The following is a 15,409-nucleotide window of genomic DNA, read 5'->3' on the forward strand; positions in this document are numbered from 1 at the left end:
CGGACAATGAATATCTACACGTTTGATTTTGATGAAATCGACAGTCAGGAAGACTTTTATCGCGAGTTCTCGCGGGTGTTCGGCATTGAAAAAGGGAAGGTCGCCAACCTGGATTCCTTGTGGGATGTGGTAACGACTCATCCGCTCCCTGTACCGCTGGAAATTGAGTTCATTCATCTCCCCGAGAAGCTACGCAGGCGTTTTGGGGCGTTGATTTTGCTGTTTGATGAGGCAGAAGAGGAGCTGGAAGGACAAATTCGGTTCAATGTCCGGCCGTAGACATAAAAAAGCCCCTGACAGGCAGGGGCAAGTCGTACGCGGAGTACGACGAGGGTTTATTTATACAGTTCTGCGGTGGCGTGCCAGTGATCGCCCTGAGTGAGTTCAGTGACGCGATAGCTGCCGGCACCTGCTTTTTCAGCTTTTGCCGCCAGTTTGTGGCGAATATCCATTGGCGAGCCAGAAACCTGTGATACGGATACGCTACCCAAAGATTGCAGGTTTTGTGCCTGATCGGCATTCACTTGTTGCACAGCCGCGCTGGCACCAAAGGAAATAACAGAGGCTAAACCCAGTGTGGCGATGAGAGATTTCATTTTCATAGTCATTACTCCAGAAGTTGTTTTGCTCAACGGCATGAAGGATTAAACCGCTTTTTTTATATCTGACGCCGTTGAGTGAATTATCAGTGCTTATTACCAGAACTTATTTATACAGCTCTGCGGTTGCGTGCCAGTGGTCACCACTGCGCGCTTCGATCACACGGTAAGAAGAGGCACCCTGTTCTTCCGCTTTTTTGTTCAACATCTGACGCATATCCATCGGTGACGTACCAATTGCACCAACAGAAACAGTGCCGATAGCCTGGCGAGACTGTGCCTGTTCAGCGTTGATGGAATCAGCCGCAAAGGCACCGAAAGAGAGAACGGACAGGACGCTAAGCGCTGCTACAGTTGTTTTGATTTTCATGATTTTTTCCTCGTCGTATTTTTTATAGGGCCTTTCATTTCGTGACCCTCATCACAAAATCAAGTATACACTAATAACGGCAAAAATTAATACCATGCTAATTGTTTCCCCTGAAATTACGTATTAAGCACGGCGTTTTTTATAACTAAAATGAATTAAAATGGTCACTTATTCGTCACATTGGTGGTGTATAGCTTTAAAAATCATTGGGATAGGGTACTTTGATTTTTTGTGCGATTTTACGGTTTATCATTCACCACATGAATGTCAAATGGCAGGAAATCGCACTAAATGTGAAAGGAATCAGCAACAGAATGTAGGGAGAAGGGCGTTTGTGGCAGTAGGTTCCCCGCTGCCAGGAGCAGCAGGGAAGGGGGATCAGAGTTCTTGTTCGAACAGCACCAGGATGGCTTCATAAAGGTCTTTGACCGAGAAACCATTGGCCGGGGTGGTGAAGATAGTGTCATCCCCGGCAATAGTGCCAAGAATGCCTTCTGCTTTACCCAGCGAGTCCAGCAGGCGCGCGATAAGCTGTGCAGCCCCCGGGCTTGTGTGAATGACGACAACCGCGTCGTTATAATCGATATCCAGTACCAGATTTTTCAGCGGGCTGGAGGTGGTCGGAACGCCAAGCTCGGCTGGCAGGCAATAAACCATCTCCATTTTGGCATTGCGAGTCCGCACCGCGCCAAACTTCGTTAACATGCGCGAGACTTTCGACTGATTGATGTTATCGAAGCCCTCTTCCTGCAAGGCCTGGACGATTTCACCCTGGGAACTGAATTTTTCTTCTTTAAGTAGCGCTTTAAACGCCTTCACTAATTCTTCTTGTTTTGAAGAGGTTCGCATAAGTCACCCGAAATATGGCGGTAGAAACAACATTATTATGCGCATAGATGAATTTTTATGCAAACTATCTGCCCAAACTTAGGCTGAAATAATGTTATGAAAGAGCGGGATTTTATCAAATTTTGTTATCCAGGAACATGCCTGCGTCACGCCTTATAAATAACCTTAAAAGTAAATTAAATGTTATCAAATTGATGTTGTTTTGGTGGCGCGCAGAGGTGTATTGTAACCCCCTCTTGATTCGTTGCTTAGTTCTCGCCAGGCACCTGATAGCCTTCAGGCCGCAGCGAAAAGTGAGTGACCCCTGATTCTGCAGCAACGACGATTGTAATTATTTATCTGCTGAATTAAGGTCGCCGCGACGGAGCAACAGATATTTAGCTCACCATAATAAGGAGTTTAGGATGAAAGTCGCAGTCCTCGGCGCTGCTGGCGGTATCGGCCAGGCGCTTGCCCTACTACTGAAAACCCAGCTGCCTTCAGGCTCAGAACTCTCCCTGTACGATATTGCCCCGGTTACCCCAGGCGTGGCGGTTGACCTGAGCCACATCCCAACGGCTGTTAAAATCAAAGGCTTCTCCGGTGAAGATGCGCGTCCTGCGCTGCAAGGTGCGGACGTGGTTCTCATCTCTGCAGGCGTCGCGCGTAAACCGGGTATGGATCGTTCCGACCTGTTTAACGTTAATGCGGGCATCGTGAAGAACCTGGTTCAGCAGATCGCTGAAACCTGCCCGAAAGCGTGCATCGGTATCATCACTAACCCGGTCAACACCACTGTGGCGATTGCTGCAGAAGTGCTGAAAAAAGCGGGCGTGTATGACAAAAACAAACTGTTTGGCGTGACCACGCTGGACATCATCCGCTCCAACACCTTTGTGGCGGAATTGAAAGGCAAGCAGCCAACCGAGCTGGAAGTGCCGGTTATCGGTGGCCACTCTGGCGTGACTATTCTGCCGCTGCTTTCCCAGATCCCAGGCGTGACTTTCTCTGAGCAGGAAGTGGCTGACCTGACCAAACGTATCCAGAACGCGGGCACCGAAGTGGTGGAAGCGAAGGCGGGTGGCGGTTCTGCGACACTCTCTATGGGCCAGGCAGCAGCGCGCTTCGGCCTGTCTCTGGTTCGCGCCCTGCAGGGTGAGAAAGGCGTTGTGGAATGTGCTTACGTTGAAGGTGACGGTGAACACGCCCGCTTCTTCTCTCAGCCACTGCTGCTGGGTAAAAACGGTATCGAAGAACGTCAATCTATCGGCACGCTGAGCGCGTTTGAACAACAAGCGATGGCAGGCATGCTGGATACGCTGAAAGGCGATATCAAACTGGGCGAAGAGTTTGTAAACAAGTAATCTCCTCCCAGTGAACAAAAACCGGAGCCCAGGCTCCGGTTTTTTATTGCTGTCAGTTGGTGGCGGGATATTCCTGAATGGTCACCTGCAGCGTGAGCTTTTTGTCCTCGCGCATCACTTCGACAGGGATGATGGAGCCAGGCCTGATTTCGGCCACCTGATCCATAGTTTCCAGTGCGGAAATCGCCGGTTTGCCATTCACCGAGACAATAACGTCGTTAACCTGCAGACCCGCTGCAGCCGCCGGCCCGCCCGGAGAGACCTCGTTGACTACAATTCCCTGAATCTGATCGATACCGCCGCCGCCCTGTGCGTGCAGTGGCGCGATTTCACGCCCGCCAATACCGATATAGCCGCGGATCACCCTGCCATCGCGAATCAGCTTATCCATGATTTTGGTTGCCAGCTGGAAGGGAATCGCAAATCCCAGCCCTTCCGGCGTTTCACCATCGTTGCTCTTATCGAAGGAGAGCGTATTGATGCCTATCAGCTCCCCCAGGGAGTTGACCAGCGCCCCGCCGGAGTTACCGTGGTTAATGGAAGCATCCGTTTGCAGGAAGTTTTGACGGCCCGAGGGGTTCAGGCCAATTCGGCCGGTGGCGCTAATAATGCCCTGAGTAATGGTCTGCCCAAGGTTATAAGGGTTACCGATGGCCAGCACCACATCGCCAATATGCGGGCTACGTTTGCGGTTGATAGGGATCACCGGCAGGCCGCCGGTGGCCGTGATTTTCAGTACCGCAAGGTCGGTCAGGCTGTCTGAACCGACTAACAGCGCTTCGAACACGCGCCCATCCTGCAAGGCGACAATAATCTGATCGGCGTCGTTGATAACGTGCTTATTGGTAATGATATAGCCGCGTTCATCCATGATCACCCCGGAGCCCAGGGTACGGATCTCCAGCTGATTATGGCTGGTACTGTTCAGACCGCGGTTATAGACATTCACCACCGCAGGCGCGGCGCGGCGTACCGCCTGGTTGTAGCTGGCAGGTGTTTCATCTGCGCTGTCAAACTGCGGCGCAGCCAGCTTATTAAACTGGCGCAAAGAGGGCATGGCGACCAGTAACAGGCCACCAACAGCCAGGCCAATGGCGACCGAACGAATGATCTTCAGAAACATGATGCGGGCGTCGTTAAAGTGAAAACTGCTGCAGCATAACATGACTTTTCCGGACATCACATGCCGTGATGCCCGGAGCAGAAATGCTTATCGCAGAAGAATATAGAGCGTATCGTTACCCCGCACGATCTGCAGGGCGATCACCGCCGGTTTGTTCTCCAGCACTTTGCGCATTTCGGCAATAGACTGGACGCGCGTGCGGTTGACCGCAATGATCACGTCATCTTCATGCAGACCCGCTTGTGCCGCCGGGCTGCTCTTTTCTACGCTCTCAAGCGTGATCCCTTTGGTACCATCTTTCAGTTGGCCATCGCTCAGAGTCGCCCCCTGCAGCGCAGGTGCAATCATCTCGGCGCTGGCAGAGGAGGAGGTGCTTTTATCAAGCGTTACCTCTACGGTCATCGGTTTACCCTCTCGCAACAGCCCCAGCTTCACTTTGGTGCCAGGCTCGGTGGTGGCGATGCGTGAACGTAGCTCCGCAAAACTGCTCAGCGGCTTGTCGTTAAGGCTAACAATGACATCACCCGACTTAATGCCCGCTTTCGCTGAGCCAGAGTTCGGTAAGACTTCACTGACAAACGCACCGCGCTGGACGTTCAGATTGAACGCTTTGGCGATATCTGCGCTCATCTCCATCCCTTTAATGCCCAGCAGGCCACGTTTCACTTCACCAAAGTCAATAAGCTGTTGGGCCAGCGTCCGGGCCATATTGCTCGGAATGGCAAAGCCGATGCCGACGCTGCCGCCACCCGGCGCGAGAATAGCGGTATTGATACCAATAAGCTCACCGTTCAGGTTCAACAATGCGCCGCCCGAGTTTCCGCGGTTGATGGAAGCATCGGTCTGAATAAAGTTTTCCAGCCCTTCAAGATTCAGGCCGCTGCGCCCCAGCGCAGAGATGATGCCCGACGTCGCAGTCTGCCCAAGGCCAAATGGGTTACCGACCGCAACGGCAAAATCTCCTACGCGCAGCTTGTCAGAGTCGGCAACCGCGATTTGCGTCAGGTTAGTGGCATTCTGGAGCTGTAACAGGGCGATGTCGCTTTGATCATCCCCGCCAATCAGTTTGGCCTCGAATTCACGACCATCGTTCATCTGGACGCTGATTTTGTCAGCCTCGCTGATAACGTGGTTATTGGTCAGTACATAGCCTTTAGCGGCATCGATGACCACACCGGATCCCAGCCCCTCAAAAGGTTGCGCCTGATCGGCGCCATCCTCGCCGAAATATTTTTTCAGCTCTTCAGGAATGCGCTGGCTTTGTTGCGCCGTGCCTTCCACCTTCACGCTCACCACCGCCGGCAACACTTTCTCCAGCATTGGGGCGAGCGTCGGAAGGGGCGCCTGGCCAGGAACCTGTGAAGGCATGGCTGCATAAACAGGGAAAGATGCCGGAAGAGCGAATCCGACACACAATGCTAACGCGCTTAACAGCTGATTTTTTTTGTTCATTGACGCTGGCTCTCGCAACCTGGGGTAAAGGAATTTCGGCCCAAAAACAGTCTGATGTTATTGAATTTTAAAACGCTGAACAATGAGGTGTTTGACTAAATAATAGCTGGGGTAATGAAGAAAGGACGGGCGCAAAGGCTGCGCCCGTGAAATATATTTGCGCTGTGCGGTTAGTCGCGTTTTACGCCACCGCGCAGCAGACCAGATGCACCGTCAGAATAATCGCGCGGCATCTGTACCGGAGCTTGATCGTTACTGGCTTCGGATTCAGCCAGGCGGTTGCGGAATGGATTCGTTTCTGCGGTCATTTCCGGCAGCAGGCTGCTGGAGCTTTTTGCCATATGCTGATAGAGCTGACGGTAATCATCCGCCATGTTGTCCAGCAGCTCTGCGCTACGCGCAAAGTGGCTAACAAGCTCTTCACGATACTCTTCCAGTTCAGCTTTGTTCTTTTCCAGTTCGTACTGCAAAGCCTGTTGTTGACGCAATTTGCGATTACCAAAACGCATGGCCACGGCACCGATAACGATGCCGACGACTAAACCAATTAGCGCATATTCCCAGGTCATGAACTTCTCCCGTTGTCTTGTGGTTCCGTAGGGTATTGGCTCGGCTCCATGCCTGTGCCTGATTATGCCACTATAACCGCTATTTCCGTAGAAGTGGAATCCCGCGGTATCATCGCGTAGTGTAGAACGGCCTTTTTTTCGTCAACAGCGCAGGTTGGCGCGTCTTAATTGAAGGAATAACAACGAGATTATGCAAAGCCTCTCCCCGACAATGCGTTATCAGCAGGCCCTGCAGGAGGGCTCGCATCAGCCGGACGATGTTCAACGCGATGCGGTAAATCGTCTGGAAAAAATCTTTCAGGCGCTGACATCCCGTCCCACCGAGGCCGCACCCGCAGGTGGACTGAAAGCCGCCTTTGGTCGTCTGTTAGGAAAAAAAGAGCCGCAGGCGATCACACCTGTGCGTGGCTTATATATGTGGGGTGGCGTAGGGCGCGGTAAAACCTGGCTAATGGACCTCTTTTATCAGAGCCTGCCGGGCACGCGTAAACAGCGTTTGCACTTTCACCGCTTCATGCTGCGCGTACATGAAGAGCTCACCGCGCTTCAGGGGCAGAGCGATCCGCTGGATATTGTCGCCGAACGTTTCAAAGCCGAAACCGATGTGCTCTGTTTTGATGAATTCTTTGTTTCCGATATTACCGACGCCATGCTGCTGGGCGGGCTAATGAAAGCGCTTTTTGCCCGGGGGATCACCCTGGTGGCAACCTCGAACATCCCGCCGGATGAACTCTATCGCAACGGTTTACAGCGGGCGCGTTTCTTACCCGCCATCGATGCGATTAAACAGCATTGTGACGTCATGAACGTGGATGCGGGCGTTGACTATCGGCTGCGCACGCTGACGCAGGCACATCTCTGGTTGTCCCCCCTCAATGATGATACCCGCCAGCAGATGGATAAACTCTGGCTGGCACTGGCTGGGGCGAAGCGCGAAAACGCCACTGAACTTGAGATTAACCACCGCCCGTTGCCAACGCTGGGCATGGCCAACCAGACGCTGGCCGTCTCCTTTGCGACGTTGTGCGTCGATGCCCGTAGCCAGCATGATTACATTGCACTGTCGCGCCTGTTTCATACCGTCATGCTCTTTGATGTGCCGGTGATGAGCATGCTGATGGAGAGTGAGGCTCGTCGCTTTATTGCGCTGGTTGATGAGTTTTACGAGCGTCACGTTAAGCTGGTGGTAAGCGCCGCGGTGCCGCTCTATGAGGTCTATCAGGGCGAGCGGTTAAAGTTTGAGTTCCAGCGCTGTCTGTCGCGTTTGCAGGAGATGCAGAGCGAAGAGTACCTGAAACGCGAGCATATGCCCTGAATGGCTCTTTTCGTTCCGGAAAAGTCGGGCAGTGGGCGGTGCACTTCGCACCGCTGAAAAACCCTCGTCAAATCACATTTAGGGGTCGATCTTTGACCTCGACTTCTCTATAATCTTGCGACCCCACGTTACAAGAAGGTTTTTTTCCCAAAACTTTCTATGTGTCGGCATTTGCTATTCGAAGGGGTAGGTTTGCCGGACTCTGTCGTGTGAACCTCAACTGATTAAACGTTTGGGTGAACACCTACGTGTAACTTATTTATTTGGGTAAGCTTTTAATGAAAACTTTTACAGCTAAACCAGAAACCGTAAAACGCGACTGGTATGTTGTTGACGCGACCGGTAAAACTCTGGGCCGTCTGGCTACTGAACTGGCTCGTCGCCTGCGCGGTAAGCACAAAGCGGAATACACTCCGCACGTTGATACTGGTGACTACATCATCGTTCTGAACGCAGACAAAGTTGCAGTAACTGGCAACAAGCGTACTGACAAAATGTACTACCATCACACTGGCCACATCGGTGGTATCAAAGAAGCGACCTTTGAAGAGATGATTGCTCGCCGTCCTGAGCGTGTGATTGAAATCGCGGTTAAAGGCATGTTGCCAAAAGGCCCGCTGGGTCGTGCTATGTTCCGTAAACTGAAAGTTTACGCAGGCAACGAGCACAACCACGCGGCACAGCAACCGCAAGTTCTTGACATCTAATCGGGATTATAGGCAATGGCTGAAAATCAATACTACGGCACTGGTCGCCGCAAAAGTTCCGCAGCTCGCGTGTTCATCAAACCGGGCAGTGGTAAAATCGTAATCAACCAGCGTTCTCTGGAACAGTACTTCGGTCGCGAAACTGCCCGCATGGTAGTTCGCCAGCCGCTGGAACTGGTTGATATGGTAGAAAAACTGGATCTGTACATCACTGTTAAAGGTGGTGGTATCTCTGGTCAGGCAGGTGCGATCCGTCACGGTATCACCCGCGCTCTGATGGAGTACGACGAATCCCTGCGTTCTGAACTGCGTAAAGCTGGCTTCGTTACTCGTGACGCTCGTCAGGTTGAACGTAAGAAAGTGGGTCTGCGTAAAGCACGTCGTCGTCCACAGTTCTCCAAGCGTTAATTGCTTTCTGCTTTGGCAGACAACAATTGGCCAAAAACCCGCTTCGGCGGGTTTTTTTATGACCGCTGCTGCGGTTACCCACAGGATAAGCTTGTTTATCTCCTCTTTTTCGGCATTTCCAGAATCGCCTCACCACAAAGCCATCAAAATCTGGTAAACTATCATCCAATTTTATGCCCAAATATCGGTGAATACTCGATTTTTGTTCGCTTTTTGAGCAATGATTTAGGCTCTCCGGGATGGGTGACAAATCATCTGGCTGGCCACGTGGCCGGTAGCAGTAAAAATTCTGAATATACCTGGAGGTTTTCATGGCTGTCGCTGCCAACAAACGTTCGGTAATGACGCTGTTTTCTGGTCCTACTGACATTTATAGCCATCAGGTTCGTATCGTGCTGGCCGAGAAGGGTGTCAGTTTTGAGATCGAGCATGTGGAAAAGGATAACCCGCCTCAGGATCTTATCGATCTCAACCCGAGCCAAAGCGTGCCGACGCTGGTTGATCGTGAGCTGACCCTGTGGGAATCCCGTATCATTATGGAATACCTTGATGAACGTTTCCCTCATCCGCCGCTGATGCCAGTTTATCCGGTTGCGCGTGGTGAAAGCCGCCTGTACATGCAGCGTATCGAGAAAGACTGGTATACGCTGATGAACGTTATCGTGAATGGTACCTCTTCTGAAGCCGATGCCGCGCGCAAACAGCTGCGCGAAGAGCTGCTGGCTATTGCACCGGTGTTTGGTCAGAAGCCTTTCTTCCTGAGCGATGAGTTCAGCCTGGTCGATTGCTACCTGGCGCCGTTGTTGTGGCGTCTGCCGGTAATGGGCGTTGAGTTCAGTGGCCCGGGTGCGAAAGAGCTGAAAGGCTATATGACGCGTGTCTTCGAGCGCGACTCTTTCCTGGCTTCTCTGACAGAAGCCGAACGTGAAATGCGTCTCGGCCGGGGTTAATCATTGTGGAAATGTCACAGTTATCTCCACGCCGTCCTTATCTGCTGCGCGCCTTCTATGAATGGCTGCTGGATAACCAGCTCACGCCGCACCTGGTTGTGGATGTGACGCTGCCTGGCGTACTGGTCCCGATGGAGTATGCGCGCGACGGGCAGATCGTTCTCAATATCGCTCCGCGTGCCGTAGGTAATCTGGAGCTGGCAAACGACGAAGTGCGCTTTAATGCGCGTTTTGGCGGCGTGCCACGTCAGGTTTCCGTGCCGCTGGCTGCGGTGCTGGCAATTTATGCTCGTGAAAACGGTGCCGGTACCATGTTTGAGCCTGAAGCGGCTTATGATGAAGATGTGACAAGCCTGAACGATGACGGAGAGACCGCGACTGGCGAGAACGAAACCGTTATGTCGGTTATCGACGGTGATAAGCCTGACCATGACCACGACAACGATCCGGATGACGATCCGCCGCCGCGCGGTGGTCGACCTGCGTTACGCGTTGTGAAGTAATGTGCGAATGATAAAAAGCCCAAATAGAAATTTGGGCTTTTTTTTATCGGTAAGAAACCTTTAAAGATAAACGAGCGTAATGGTGGCTAATCCATCTAACCCGATAGTGTTGCCGGAAGTGAGGCCACTGGCGATGCTCGCGGATACGCGCAGAGGCACAACTACCGTTGTCACAGGCTGCAGCGTGGTACTGTTTTTACGGGCAAAGGATAAATACCCGTTCATACCCGATGAGAACGCGGCAGGAGAGGCGATGGACCAGGGGCCGGCCGTGGTGCTGGCACTAACAATGCTTACCGGGACAGCCGAGCCCGCATTCTGCGCCTGCACACTCTCCTGGTCGATGACAATGGCATAGCTACCAATATTTTTACCTTCGCTGGTTTTGCCCAGTCCGAACAGACGCTCCGGATTACTAATATTGCCCTGACCCTGGAAAGGGACGTCAGGGCCGGTATTGCCGTTTCCATCCTGACCATAAGCGACAGAATCGGGTCGCGAATCTCTGGCGGTGATGGCCACGGCCGTGGAGGCTTCGCATACGATATTCAGCGTGATGTCGCGACTGCCCCACTGTGTGAAATGGGTGGCAGAAAGCAACGCGGCAGAACGTTTCCCGAAGTCTACGATGCCGTTATTACTGAGCGTGGGCGTGCAGGCTGCGGCATCTGTGGTGACAGAAACATCGATATTCACGGTGTCCGATGCCCAGGCCAGAGAGGTTGATAAAACCAGCCCGACGAGTGTTTTGAGCAGTGTATTCATTGTGCTTCCACCCTGACTCTGATGTTACCGGCATAGCGGGTTGTATCGGTAATGGCTTCGTTTTCAAACTGCGGCGTAACCGTCAGCGTGACGCTCGCCTGGCTTGCCGTCCGTTCGCCACTGTCGATAAACGCTAACCCGTCGTTGACGTTGAGAGACAAGGAGGATTGGCCCGCGTCGGTAATGGCCTCGCCGGCAGCGCTCACTTTACTGAGCCGCACGGTACGGTCATCCAGCATTGCCTGGCTCGCCATGACTTTCATTGCTCCGCGACTGCCGAATCCAAACTGGTTGCCGTTGGCCAAACCAGAAGAGACAAACAGACGGATTCGGGAAGGTGTATCGCACACGGCGCGTACCACCACCTGCTTTTCCGTCAGGGTAATCTTTTGGCTACCCTGCAGCTGGCGTTCTGCCGGGCTCATCCGGCCGTAGGAGAGCGAAGGCTGACTGGCGGTAATCTGACAATCCGCAAGGGCCAGACTGGACGTGAATAACATCAGGCAGAGTGAATAACGGAGTTCACTTCTCATTTGCATACCCCCTCTGCGGTATCGTAAAAGGTGTTAGGGTCGCTGTTTTCAGGCAATGACGTTTCGATACGGCAAACGCCATTTTCGAGTCTTGCCGCCAGGATCTGTCTCGGCAGAATGTTATTAATGAAAACGATACCGTCTTCGACTACGGTGGTGATGTATTTCCCGTCAGTATCTTCAATGGCAATGCCTCTCGGCAGCTTGCTACCATCAGGAAGGGTGACGTAGAGGAGTGCCCGACGCTGTTCCAGTAATTTGAAATTGACGTTTCCGACAGCACCGCGGCCCTGTTTCATGCGCTTGCTTCCGTTACTGACGTCCACATTGCGCGGCAGGGTTTCTGTATCAATTTGCACTAACGCATTACGGTAGGGCGGCAGCGCCGGAATGATGGCCTGGCCCCATCTGTCAGTCCAGACCGGGCCTTGTGGCGTCTCAATTCTGACCCCGGAAATATTGCTATCCAGGCGAGCAACGGCGAAGGTGTCGTTGATCTGCCACGGAGAGAAGGTCACACCGTTGCCGTGGGCCACAATTCCCCCCTGCATCGATGCGCTGTAGGTCCGATTTCGATCGTTGTCTGCGCTGGCGTTCAGGTTCAACTGGGTATAATGCAGATTGGCGTTAACACCGCCGTTGACGGCGTTAACGTTATCTTTGGTGCCTCTTTCCGCGCCGACCGAGTAGTTCAGCTCGTCAGAGACATTGGCGTTCATCGTGGCGCCAAAATGGGTGTTGTTGCTGTCATGGCGGCTATACAGGTTGGCCGACTTCTCTCCCAGCGGTATGCTGAGATTCACGTAGACCAGATCCTTATCGTTTCCTGCCGTGTTATTTTTGCCATTGCCGGTGTCATAGTGGAGCTGGCCGTTGGTCCCTAACTGGTGCTGCCAGCTCACGGATAACATGGCGCGACGGAAGGCTTTCGACCAGCTCAGCGCGAGATAGCGAGTATCATTATCGCGCTGGTAACTGTCCGTCTGATAGTAGCTCAGGCCCAGGCTGCCTATCGCCTCGGTCGCCAGGCTTATCCCAGCAGAGTATTCATTTTTGTTTTGCGCCACAAAATCGTTGTCGAGCGTGTCCGACAAGGTGCGGTAATCACGCGTCGCGTGCGCAGCACTGGCCCGCAGGCTGATGTTTGGCGTAAGCGCATAGTTTGCCGAAACCGAGGCTTTTTGCCCCTGAAGGGTGTATTCCCGATCGTTTGATACCGCCAACTGCGTCGTCGTGCTCAGGCGTGTAAGCAGCCAGTCGACGTTAATCGCGGCGTTTTGATAATCCCGTGCGCCGATCAGGCCGCCGCTCAGGTTAAGGTTATGGGTTAAACGAGTGCCCATCGACACGCTACCCACCCAGGGCTTTTTCTTGTAATCATCATCGACGCGCCCAAATGCTACGTGGATGCCCGTCGGCGTGCCGCTCCCCCGGTTATATTGTGTTGCCGGTACGATAAAGCGTTGCTGCGAACCGTCCGCTTCCACCACCGTCACCGACAGATCGCTGCTGCGATCGAGCAGTTGAAGATCCGTGAGCGTAAAGGGTCCCTGAGGAACAAGGTTGGAGGCGATGAGCTTATTACCCTGACGAATCTCCACGCGAGCCTGGGAAGAGTTGGCGATACCGCTTACCTGGACACCAGCATCATTGGGAGACAATGCGCTATCCGGTGAGAACGATACGCCGTAAATGGATGCTCCATCCAGTAAGCTATTATTGAGACTGACCTCACCCGCTTTCATGGTGCTGCCAAGCCCAACAAAGGTATGCTGTATCCATGTTGAGGAGCTTGTGGTGCTGTATCTGCCGTCGTTATAGCTCAGCATTTGGTGCGAGCGCACCATCCAGTCGAGGATGTTGAAACCGCCGTCAATCGTCGCCTGTGAATAGTCGGATTGCGAATCAGCAAACTGGTTTCGGGTCGTGAAAAGGGAATAATTTAACATTCCCGCCGCGCCACCCGTTACGTAATCACCCAGATCGTCCGCCTGACTGTCCAGCGCGTCAGTCGGTACGATGATTTCCAGTTCTTCCTTTTCAGGATGCTGTTTGATGATCGTATTGGGCCAGGTTTTGCGAAAGTCATAGCAAGGCGTGTCGTTAATATCGCTGGGTATTTTCAGCGCCGCCTGCTTAAGCAACCCTTCATCGAAGCAGAGTTCGCCTTTCTCAGAAAAACGAACGATAAAAGCACCTTTCGAAGTGCCATTCACTTTCAATGCCAGAGGGACTTCACCGGGCGCAAAGCGAGCTTCTTTCTCAAAATATTTGGAGATAGCAGGGTCCATGCCCAACGCTTTGAGCGTCTCGCGATCAAAATCTACCGCCTGACTTTCATCCGCGGAAGCAACGGTCGGATAAATGACTACAGGCAGCGTACCAAGCGTAATAATAATTAATTTTTTTAAGAACGATCCATGTAACCACATTCTATTCCCTTTTATTGTAATGCGGTGGTATAACTTTCTCCTGTGTAGCCATAGCGGCTGGCCGGGAAGAATTTAATTTTAGAGTCGGTTGTCTGCGGTAATTTCACTGTGATGTGAGTGCCGGGTAGAATATAGGTTGCCGGAAGATGACCTTCTTTCCCTGAAGGCATGGAAATAAACCTTGGTGACATCCGAACGACATATTTTCCGGGATTAACTATATCAATATCACCGCCTTTTTTTTGCCATTGCAGATGCTTCCAGGGTTGTAAGTCTTCTGGCAGAGAGGTTGGCTGAATAATTACCGGTAAATCCTGGCGTATCGTGACGGCGAGACGGTTGCCATCCTTCGTTTTGGCCGGGATCCCTTCAAAACTTACACGTTTCATTTCCTGCTGCTGTAACGGACCGGATGTTTGCAACATAAAGCGCACACGCTGTACCTGGCCTGCTTCTAAGCGAACCACTGGCTGAGTAGCCACCAGACGGGTAGTGCTCTTACTGCCCGGTAGCTCTGTGACGCGGGTATATAAAAGCGCAGGGGTGCTGTCCGTATTGGTAATATTAATACTGGCTTCGCCTTTGCTTTCATCGACCAGAAGCATTGTGGTTTCAGGAACCATTCCTGACGCCAGACTTTGCGCCGAATAAAGAATAAGCAGGGTGGGTAGGAAATGTTTTTTCATAAACACATCAGCTAAAAAAATAGTAAAAAGGCCTGCGAACGTTCCGTTCGCAGGCCGGCGTATTACAGGTAAATCAGACCGATAGTTGCATTACCACTCAGAGTAATGCTTTCACTTGCGCTGCTGAAGGCAGACATTGGTTGTACAGCGGCAGTGATGGTCAGCGGTACGCTCGCGGTTTTAATAGCGACCGGAGCCAGGGTACCGGTACGCGCAAAGGTGACGATATTTGCACTGGTACCATTAAAGGGACTCAACATGCCGGTATTCGCTTTGCTCCAGGTAGTGATGCCTGCACGTACGGAGAGCATATCTACAGGCAGGTTGGCATCAGCGCCATCGGTCGCGGTGATGTCACTCATTTTCATGGCAATGGTGTATGCACCGATCTTCGTTGTCCCAACGGTACCCAGACCAAACGCCTGAGAACTGTTGCCTACGGAGTAGTTGGTCTGGTTAGGGCTGGCGTTGGCAATAAAAGTATCAGTGCTCAGCGGAACGACAGATTCGAGGCGGTTGTCGTTAGCGGCAAATGCCACTCCCGTTGCGCCGGTGCAGGCAATAGAAAGATTAATATCACGTGAACCCAGCTGGTTCAGTGCTGGCGCTACTGCGGTCAGGGTGGAAGCAGTGATGGTGCCGAAGTCAATCTCAGCTGCGCTCAGGGTTGGGGTGCATGAACCCGGGGTGATAGAGCCTTTTACGCCCATGGTCACGCTGCCAGCGGCTGCTGCATTAAAAGTTGCAAATGACAGTGCAGAGCACAGCGCGACTGCAGAAATTTTCCATTTCATGTTCATAGTAT

18 protein-coding genes are annotated in these 15,409 nt (G+C 52.5%); 7 read left to right on the plus strand and 11 right to left on the minus strand.

The annotated features are described in order from the left end of the window. Positions 1-6 precede the first annotated feature (6 nt). Positions 7-279, plus strand: a complete 273-nt coding sequence (locus B2Q93_RS04640) for a barstar family protein (protein ID WP_207292483.1) — start codon at positions 7-9, stop codon at positions 277-279. 56 nt (positions 280-335) lie between these two features. Here the strand turns inward: B2Q93_RS04640 and yhcN (B2Q93_RS04645) are convergent, their stop codons facing one another. From yhcN (B2Q93_RS04645) to argR, 3 genes are all read right to left on the minus strand, one after another. Continuing rightward, a complete protein-coding gene (gene yhcN, locus B2Q93_RS04645; RefSeq protein ID WP_207292482.1) occupies positions 336-602 on the minus strand; it encodes a peroxide/acid stress response protein YhcN in 267 nt (88 codons plus the stop codon). A 103-nt stretch (positions 603-705) separates the two neighbouring features. After that, positions 706-969: a peroxide/acid stress response protein YhcN gene (gene yhcN, locus B2Q93_RS04650; protein ID WP_040073841.1), complete on the minus strand. Its 264-nt coding sequence runs from the start codon at positions 967-969 to the stop codon at positions 706-708. A 378-nt stretch (positions 970-1,347) separates the two neighbouring features. Then, positions 1,348-1,818 carry a transcriptional regulator ArgR gene (argR, locus tag B2Q93_RS04655; protein ID WP_046885760.1) on the minus strand — a complete coding sequence of 157 codons (471 nt, stop codon included), beginning with the start codon at positions 1,816-1,818 and terminating at the stop codon, positions 1,348-1,350. 404 nt (positions 1,819-2,222) lie between these two features. On the opposite strand from argR, the gene mdh reads away from it, so the two are divergent. Next, the gene (mdh, locus tag B2Q93_RS04660) at positions 2,223-3,161 is read left to right on the plus strand and encodes a malate dehydrogenase (protein ID WP_040073843.1); all 939 of its coding nucleotides are present in this window, start codon (positions 2,223-2,225) and stop codon (positions 3,159-3,161) included. 52 nt (positions 3,162-3,213) lie between these two features. Here the strand turns inward: mdh and degS are convergent, their stop codons facing one another. From degS to zapG, 3 genes are all read right to left on the minus strand, one after another. Next, a complete protein-coding gene (gene degS / locus B2Q93_RS04665; protein WP_046885859.1) occupies positions 3,214-4,284 on the minus strand; it encodes an outer membrane-stress sensor serine endopeptidase DegS in 1,071 nt (356 codons plus the stop codon). A gap of 87 nt (positions 4,285-4,371) precedes the next feature. Beyond that, positions 4,372-5,736, minus strand: coding sequence for a serine endoprotease DegQ (degQ, locus tag B2Q93_RS04670; RefSeq protein WP_286808707.1), 1,365 nt, complete (start codon positions 5,734-5,736; stop codon positions 4,372-4,374). 170 nt (positions 5,737-5,906) lie between these two features. Next, positions 5,907-6,305 carry a Z-ring associated protein ZapG gene (zapG, locus tag B2Q93_RS04675; RefSeq protein WP_040073845.1) on the minus strand — a complete coding sequence of 133 codons (399 nt, stop codon included), beginning with the start codon at positions 6,303-6,305 and terminating at the stop codon, positions 5,907-5,909. A 190-nt stretch (positions 6,306-6,495) separates the two neighbouring features. Between zapG and zapE the strand changes: the two genes are divergently transcribed. The 5 genes from zapE to sspB all read left to right on the plus strand — a co-directional run bounded on the left by zapE (position 6,496) and on the right by sspB (position 10,188). After that, complete coding sequence (gene zapE, locus B2Q93_RS04680; protein ID WP_286932010.1) at positions 6,496-7,620, plus strand: cell division protein ZapE; 1,125 nt, start codon at positions 6,496-6,498, stop codon at positions 7,618-7,620. A 278-nt stretch (positions 7,621-7,898) separates the two neighbouring features. Next, complete coding sequence (rplM, locus tag B2Q93_RS04685) at positions 7,899-8,327, plus strand: 50S ribosomal protein L13 (protein ID WP_040073847.1); 429 nt, start codon at positions 7,899-7,901, stop codon at positions 8,325-8,327. Between the two features lie 15 nt (positions 8,328-8,342). Then, positions 8,343-8,735: a 30S ribosomal protein S9 gene (rpsI, locus tag B2Q93_RS04690; RefSeq protein ID WP_003860436.1), complete on the plus strand. Its 393-nt coding sequence runs from the start codon at positions 8,343-8,345 to the stop codon at positions 8,733-8,735. Between the two features lie 311 nt (positions 8,736-9,046). Beyond that, the gene (sspA, locus tag B2Q93_RS04695; RefSeq protein WP_040073848.1) at positions 9,047-9,685 is read left to right on the plus strand and encodes a stringent starvation protein SspA; all 639 of its coding nucleotides are present in this window, start codon (positions 9,047-9,049) and stop codon (positions 9,683-9,685) included. A gap of 5 nt (positions 9,686-9,690) precedes the next feature. Next, positions 9,691-10,188, plus strand: coding sequence for a ClpXP protease specificity-enhancing factor (gene sspB / locus B2Q93_RS04700; protein ID WP_040073849.1), 498 nt, complete (start codon positions 9,691-9,693; stop codon positions 10,186-10,188). Positions 10,189-10,248: 60 nt separating this feature from the next. On the opposite strand, the gene B2Q93_RS04705 is transcribed toward sspB, so the two are convergent. The 5 genes from B2Q93_RS04705 to B2Q93_RS04725 form a co-directional block, all read right to left on the minus strand. Continuing rightward, the gene (locus B2Q93_RS04705; RefSeq protein WP_286932012.1) at positions 10,249-10,953 is read right to left on the minus strand and encodes a DUF1120 domain-containing protein; all 705 of its coding nucleotides are present in this window, start codon (positions 10,951-10,953) and stop codon (positions 10,249-10,251) included. Continuing rightward, a complete protein-coding gene (locus tag B2Q93_RS04710; RefSeq protein ID WP_286932013.1) occupies positions 10,950-11,486 on the minus strand; it encodes a hypothetical protein in 537 nt (178 codons plus the stop codon). The genes B2Q93_RS04705 and B2Q93_RS04710 overlap by 4 nt, the downstream gene beginning before the upstream one ends. Then, the gene (locus B2Q93_RS04715) at positions 11,483-13,918 is read right to left on the minus strand and encodes a fimbrial biogenesis usher protein (protein WP_286932014.1); all 2,436 of its coding nucleotides are present in this window, start codon (positions 13,916-13,918) and stop codon (positions 11,483-11,485) included. The genes B2Q93_RS04710 and B2Q93_RS04715 overlap by 4 nt, the downstream gene beginning before the upstream one ends. 11 nt (positions 13,919-13,929) lie before the next feature. Then, positions 13,930-14,604, minus strand: a complete 675-nt coding sequence (locus B2Q93_RS04720; protein ID WP_286932016.1) for a fimbria/pilus chaperone family protein — start codon at positions 14,602-14,604, stop codon at positions 13,930-13,932. Positions 14,605-14,666: 62 nt separating this feature from the next. Further along, positions 14,667-15,404: a DUF1120 domain-containing protein gene (locus tag B2Q93_RS04725; RefSeq protein ID WP_286932018.1), complete on the minus strand. Its 738-nt coding sequence runs from the start codon at positions 15,402-15,404 to the stop codon at positions 14,667-14,669. Positions 15,405-15,409: the final 5 nt, after the last annotated feature.

The organism is Leclercia sp. UBA5958, from assembly GCF_002430365.1.
In the GTDB taxonomy this organism is placed as follows: domain Bacteria; phylum Pseudomonadota; class Gammaproteobacteria; order Enterobacterales; family Enterobacteriaceae; genus Enterobacter; species Enterobacter pneumoniae.

What these genes read in the sequence shown, in the direction of transcription:
- sspA (WP_040073848.1), top strand. Translation starts at nt 9,047, where the DNA reads ATGGCTGTCGCTGCCAACAAACGTTCGGTAATGACGCTGTTTTCTGGT.
- zapE (WP_286932010.1), top strand. Translation starts at nt 6,496, where the DNA reads ATGCAAAGCCTCTCCCCGACAATGCGTTATCAGCAGGCCCTGCAGGAG.
- B2Q93_RS04725 (WP_286932018.1), bottom strand. Translation starts at nt 15,404, where the DNA reads ATGAACATGAAATGGAAAATTTCTGCAGTCGCGCTGTGCTCTGCACTG.
- argR (WP_046885760.1), bottom strand. Translation starts at nt 1,818, where the DNA reads ATGCGAACCTCTTCAAAACAAGAAGAATTAGTGAAGGCGTTTAAAGCG.
- yhcN (WP_207292482.1), bottom strand. Translation starts at nt 602, where the DNA reads ATGAAAATGAAATCTCTCATCGCCACACTGGGTTTAGCCTCTGTTATT.
- zapG (WP_040073845.1), bottom strand. Translation starts at nt 6,305, where the DNA reads ATGACCTGGGAATATGCGCTAATTGGTTTAGTCGTCGGCATCGTTATC.
- rpsI (WP_003860436.1), top strand. Translation starts at nt 8,343, where the DNA reads ATGGCTGAAAATCAATACTACGGCACTGGTCGCCGCAAAAGTTCCGCA.
- mdh (WP_040073843.1), top strand. Translation starts at nt 2,223, where the DNA reads ATGAAAGTCGCAGTCCTCGGCGCTGCTGGCGGTATCGGCCAGGCGCTT.
- degQ (WP_286808707.1), bottom strand. Translation starts at nt 5,736, where the DNA reads ATGAACAAAAAAAATCAGCTGTTAAGCGCGTTAGCATTGTGTGTCGGA.
- yhcN (WP_040073841.1), bottom strand. Translation starts at nt 969, where the DNA reads ATGAAAATCAAAACAACTGTAGCAGCGCTTAGCGTCCTGTCCGTTCTC.
- B2Q93_RS04720 (WP_286932016.1), bottom strand. Translation starts at nt 14,604, where the DNA reads ATGAAAAAACATTTCCTACCCACCCTGCTTATTCTTTATTCGGCGCAA.
- B2Q93_RS04710 (WP_286932013.1), bottom strand. Translation starts at nt 11,486, where the DNA reads ATGAGAAGTGAACTCCGTTATTCACTCTGCCTGATGTTATTCACGTCC.
- B2Q93_RS04640 (WP_207292483.1), top strand. Translation starts at nt 7, where the DNA reads ATGAATATCTACACGTTTGATTTTGATGAAATCGACAGTCAGGAAGAC.
- degS (WP_046885859.1), bottom strand. Translation starts at nt 4,284, where the DNA reads ATGTTTCTGAAGATCATTCGTTCGGTCGCCATTGGCCTGGCTGTTGGT.
- rplM (WP_040073847.1), top strand. Translation starts at nt 7,899, where the DNA reads ATGAAAACTTTTACAGCTAAACCAGAAACCGTAAAACGCGACTGGTAT.
- B2Q93_RS04715 (WP_286932014.1), bottom strand. Translation starts at nt 13,918, where the DNA reads ATGTGGTTACATGGATCGTTCTTAAAAAAATTAATTATTATTACGCTT.
- B2Q93_RS04705 (WP_286932012.1), bottom strand. Translation starts at nt 10,953, where the DNA reads ATGAATACACTGCTCAAAACACTCGTCGGGCTGGTTTTATCAACCTCT.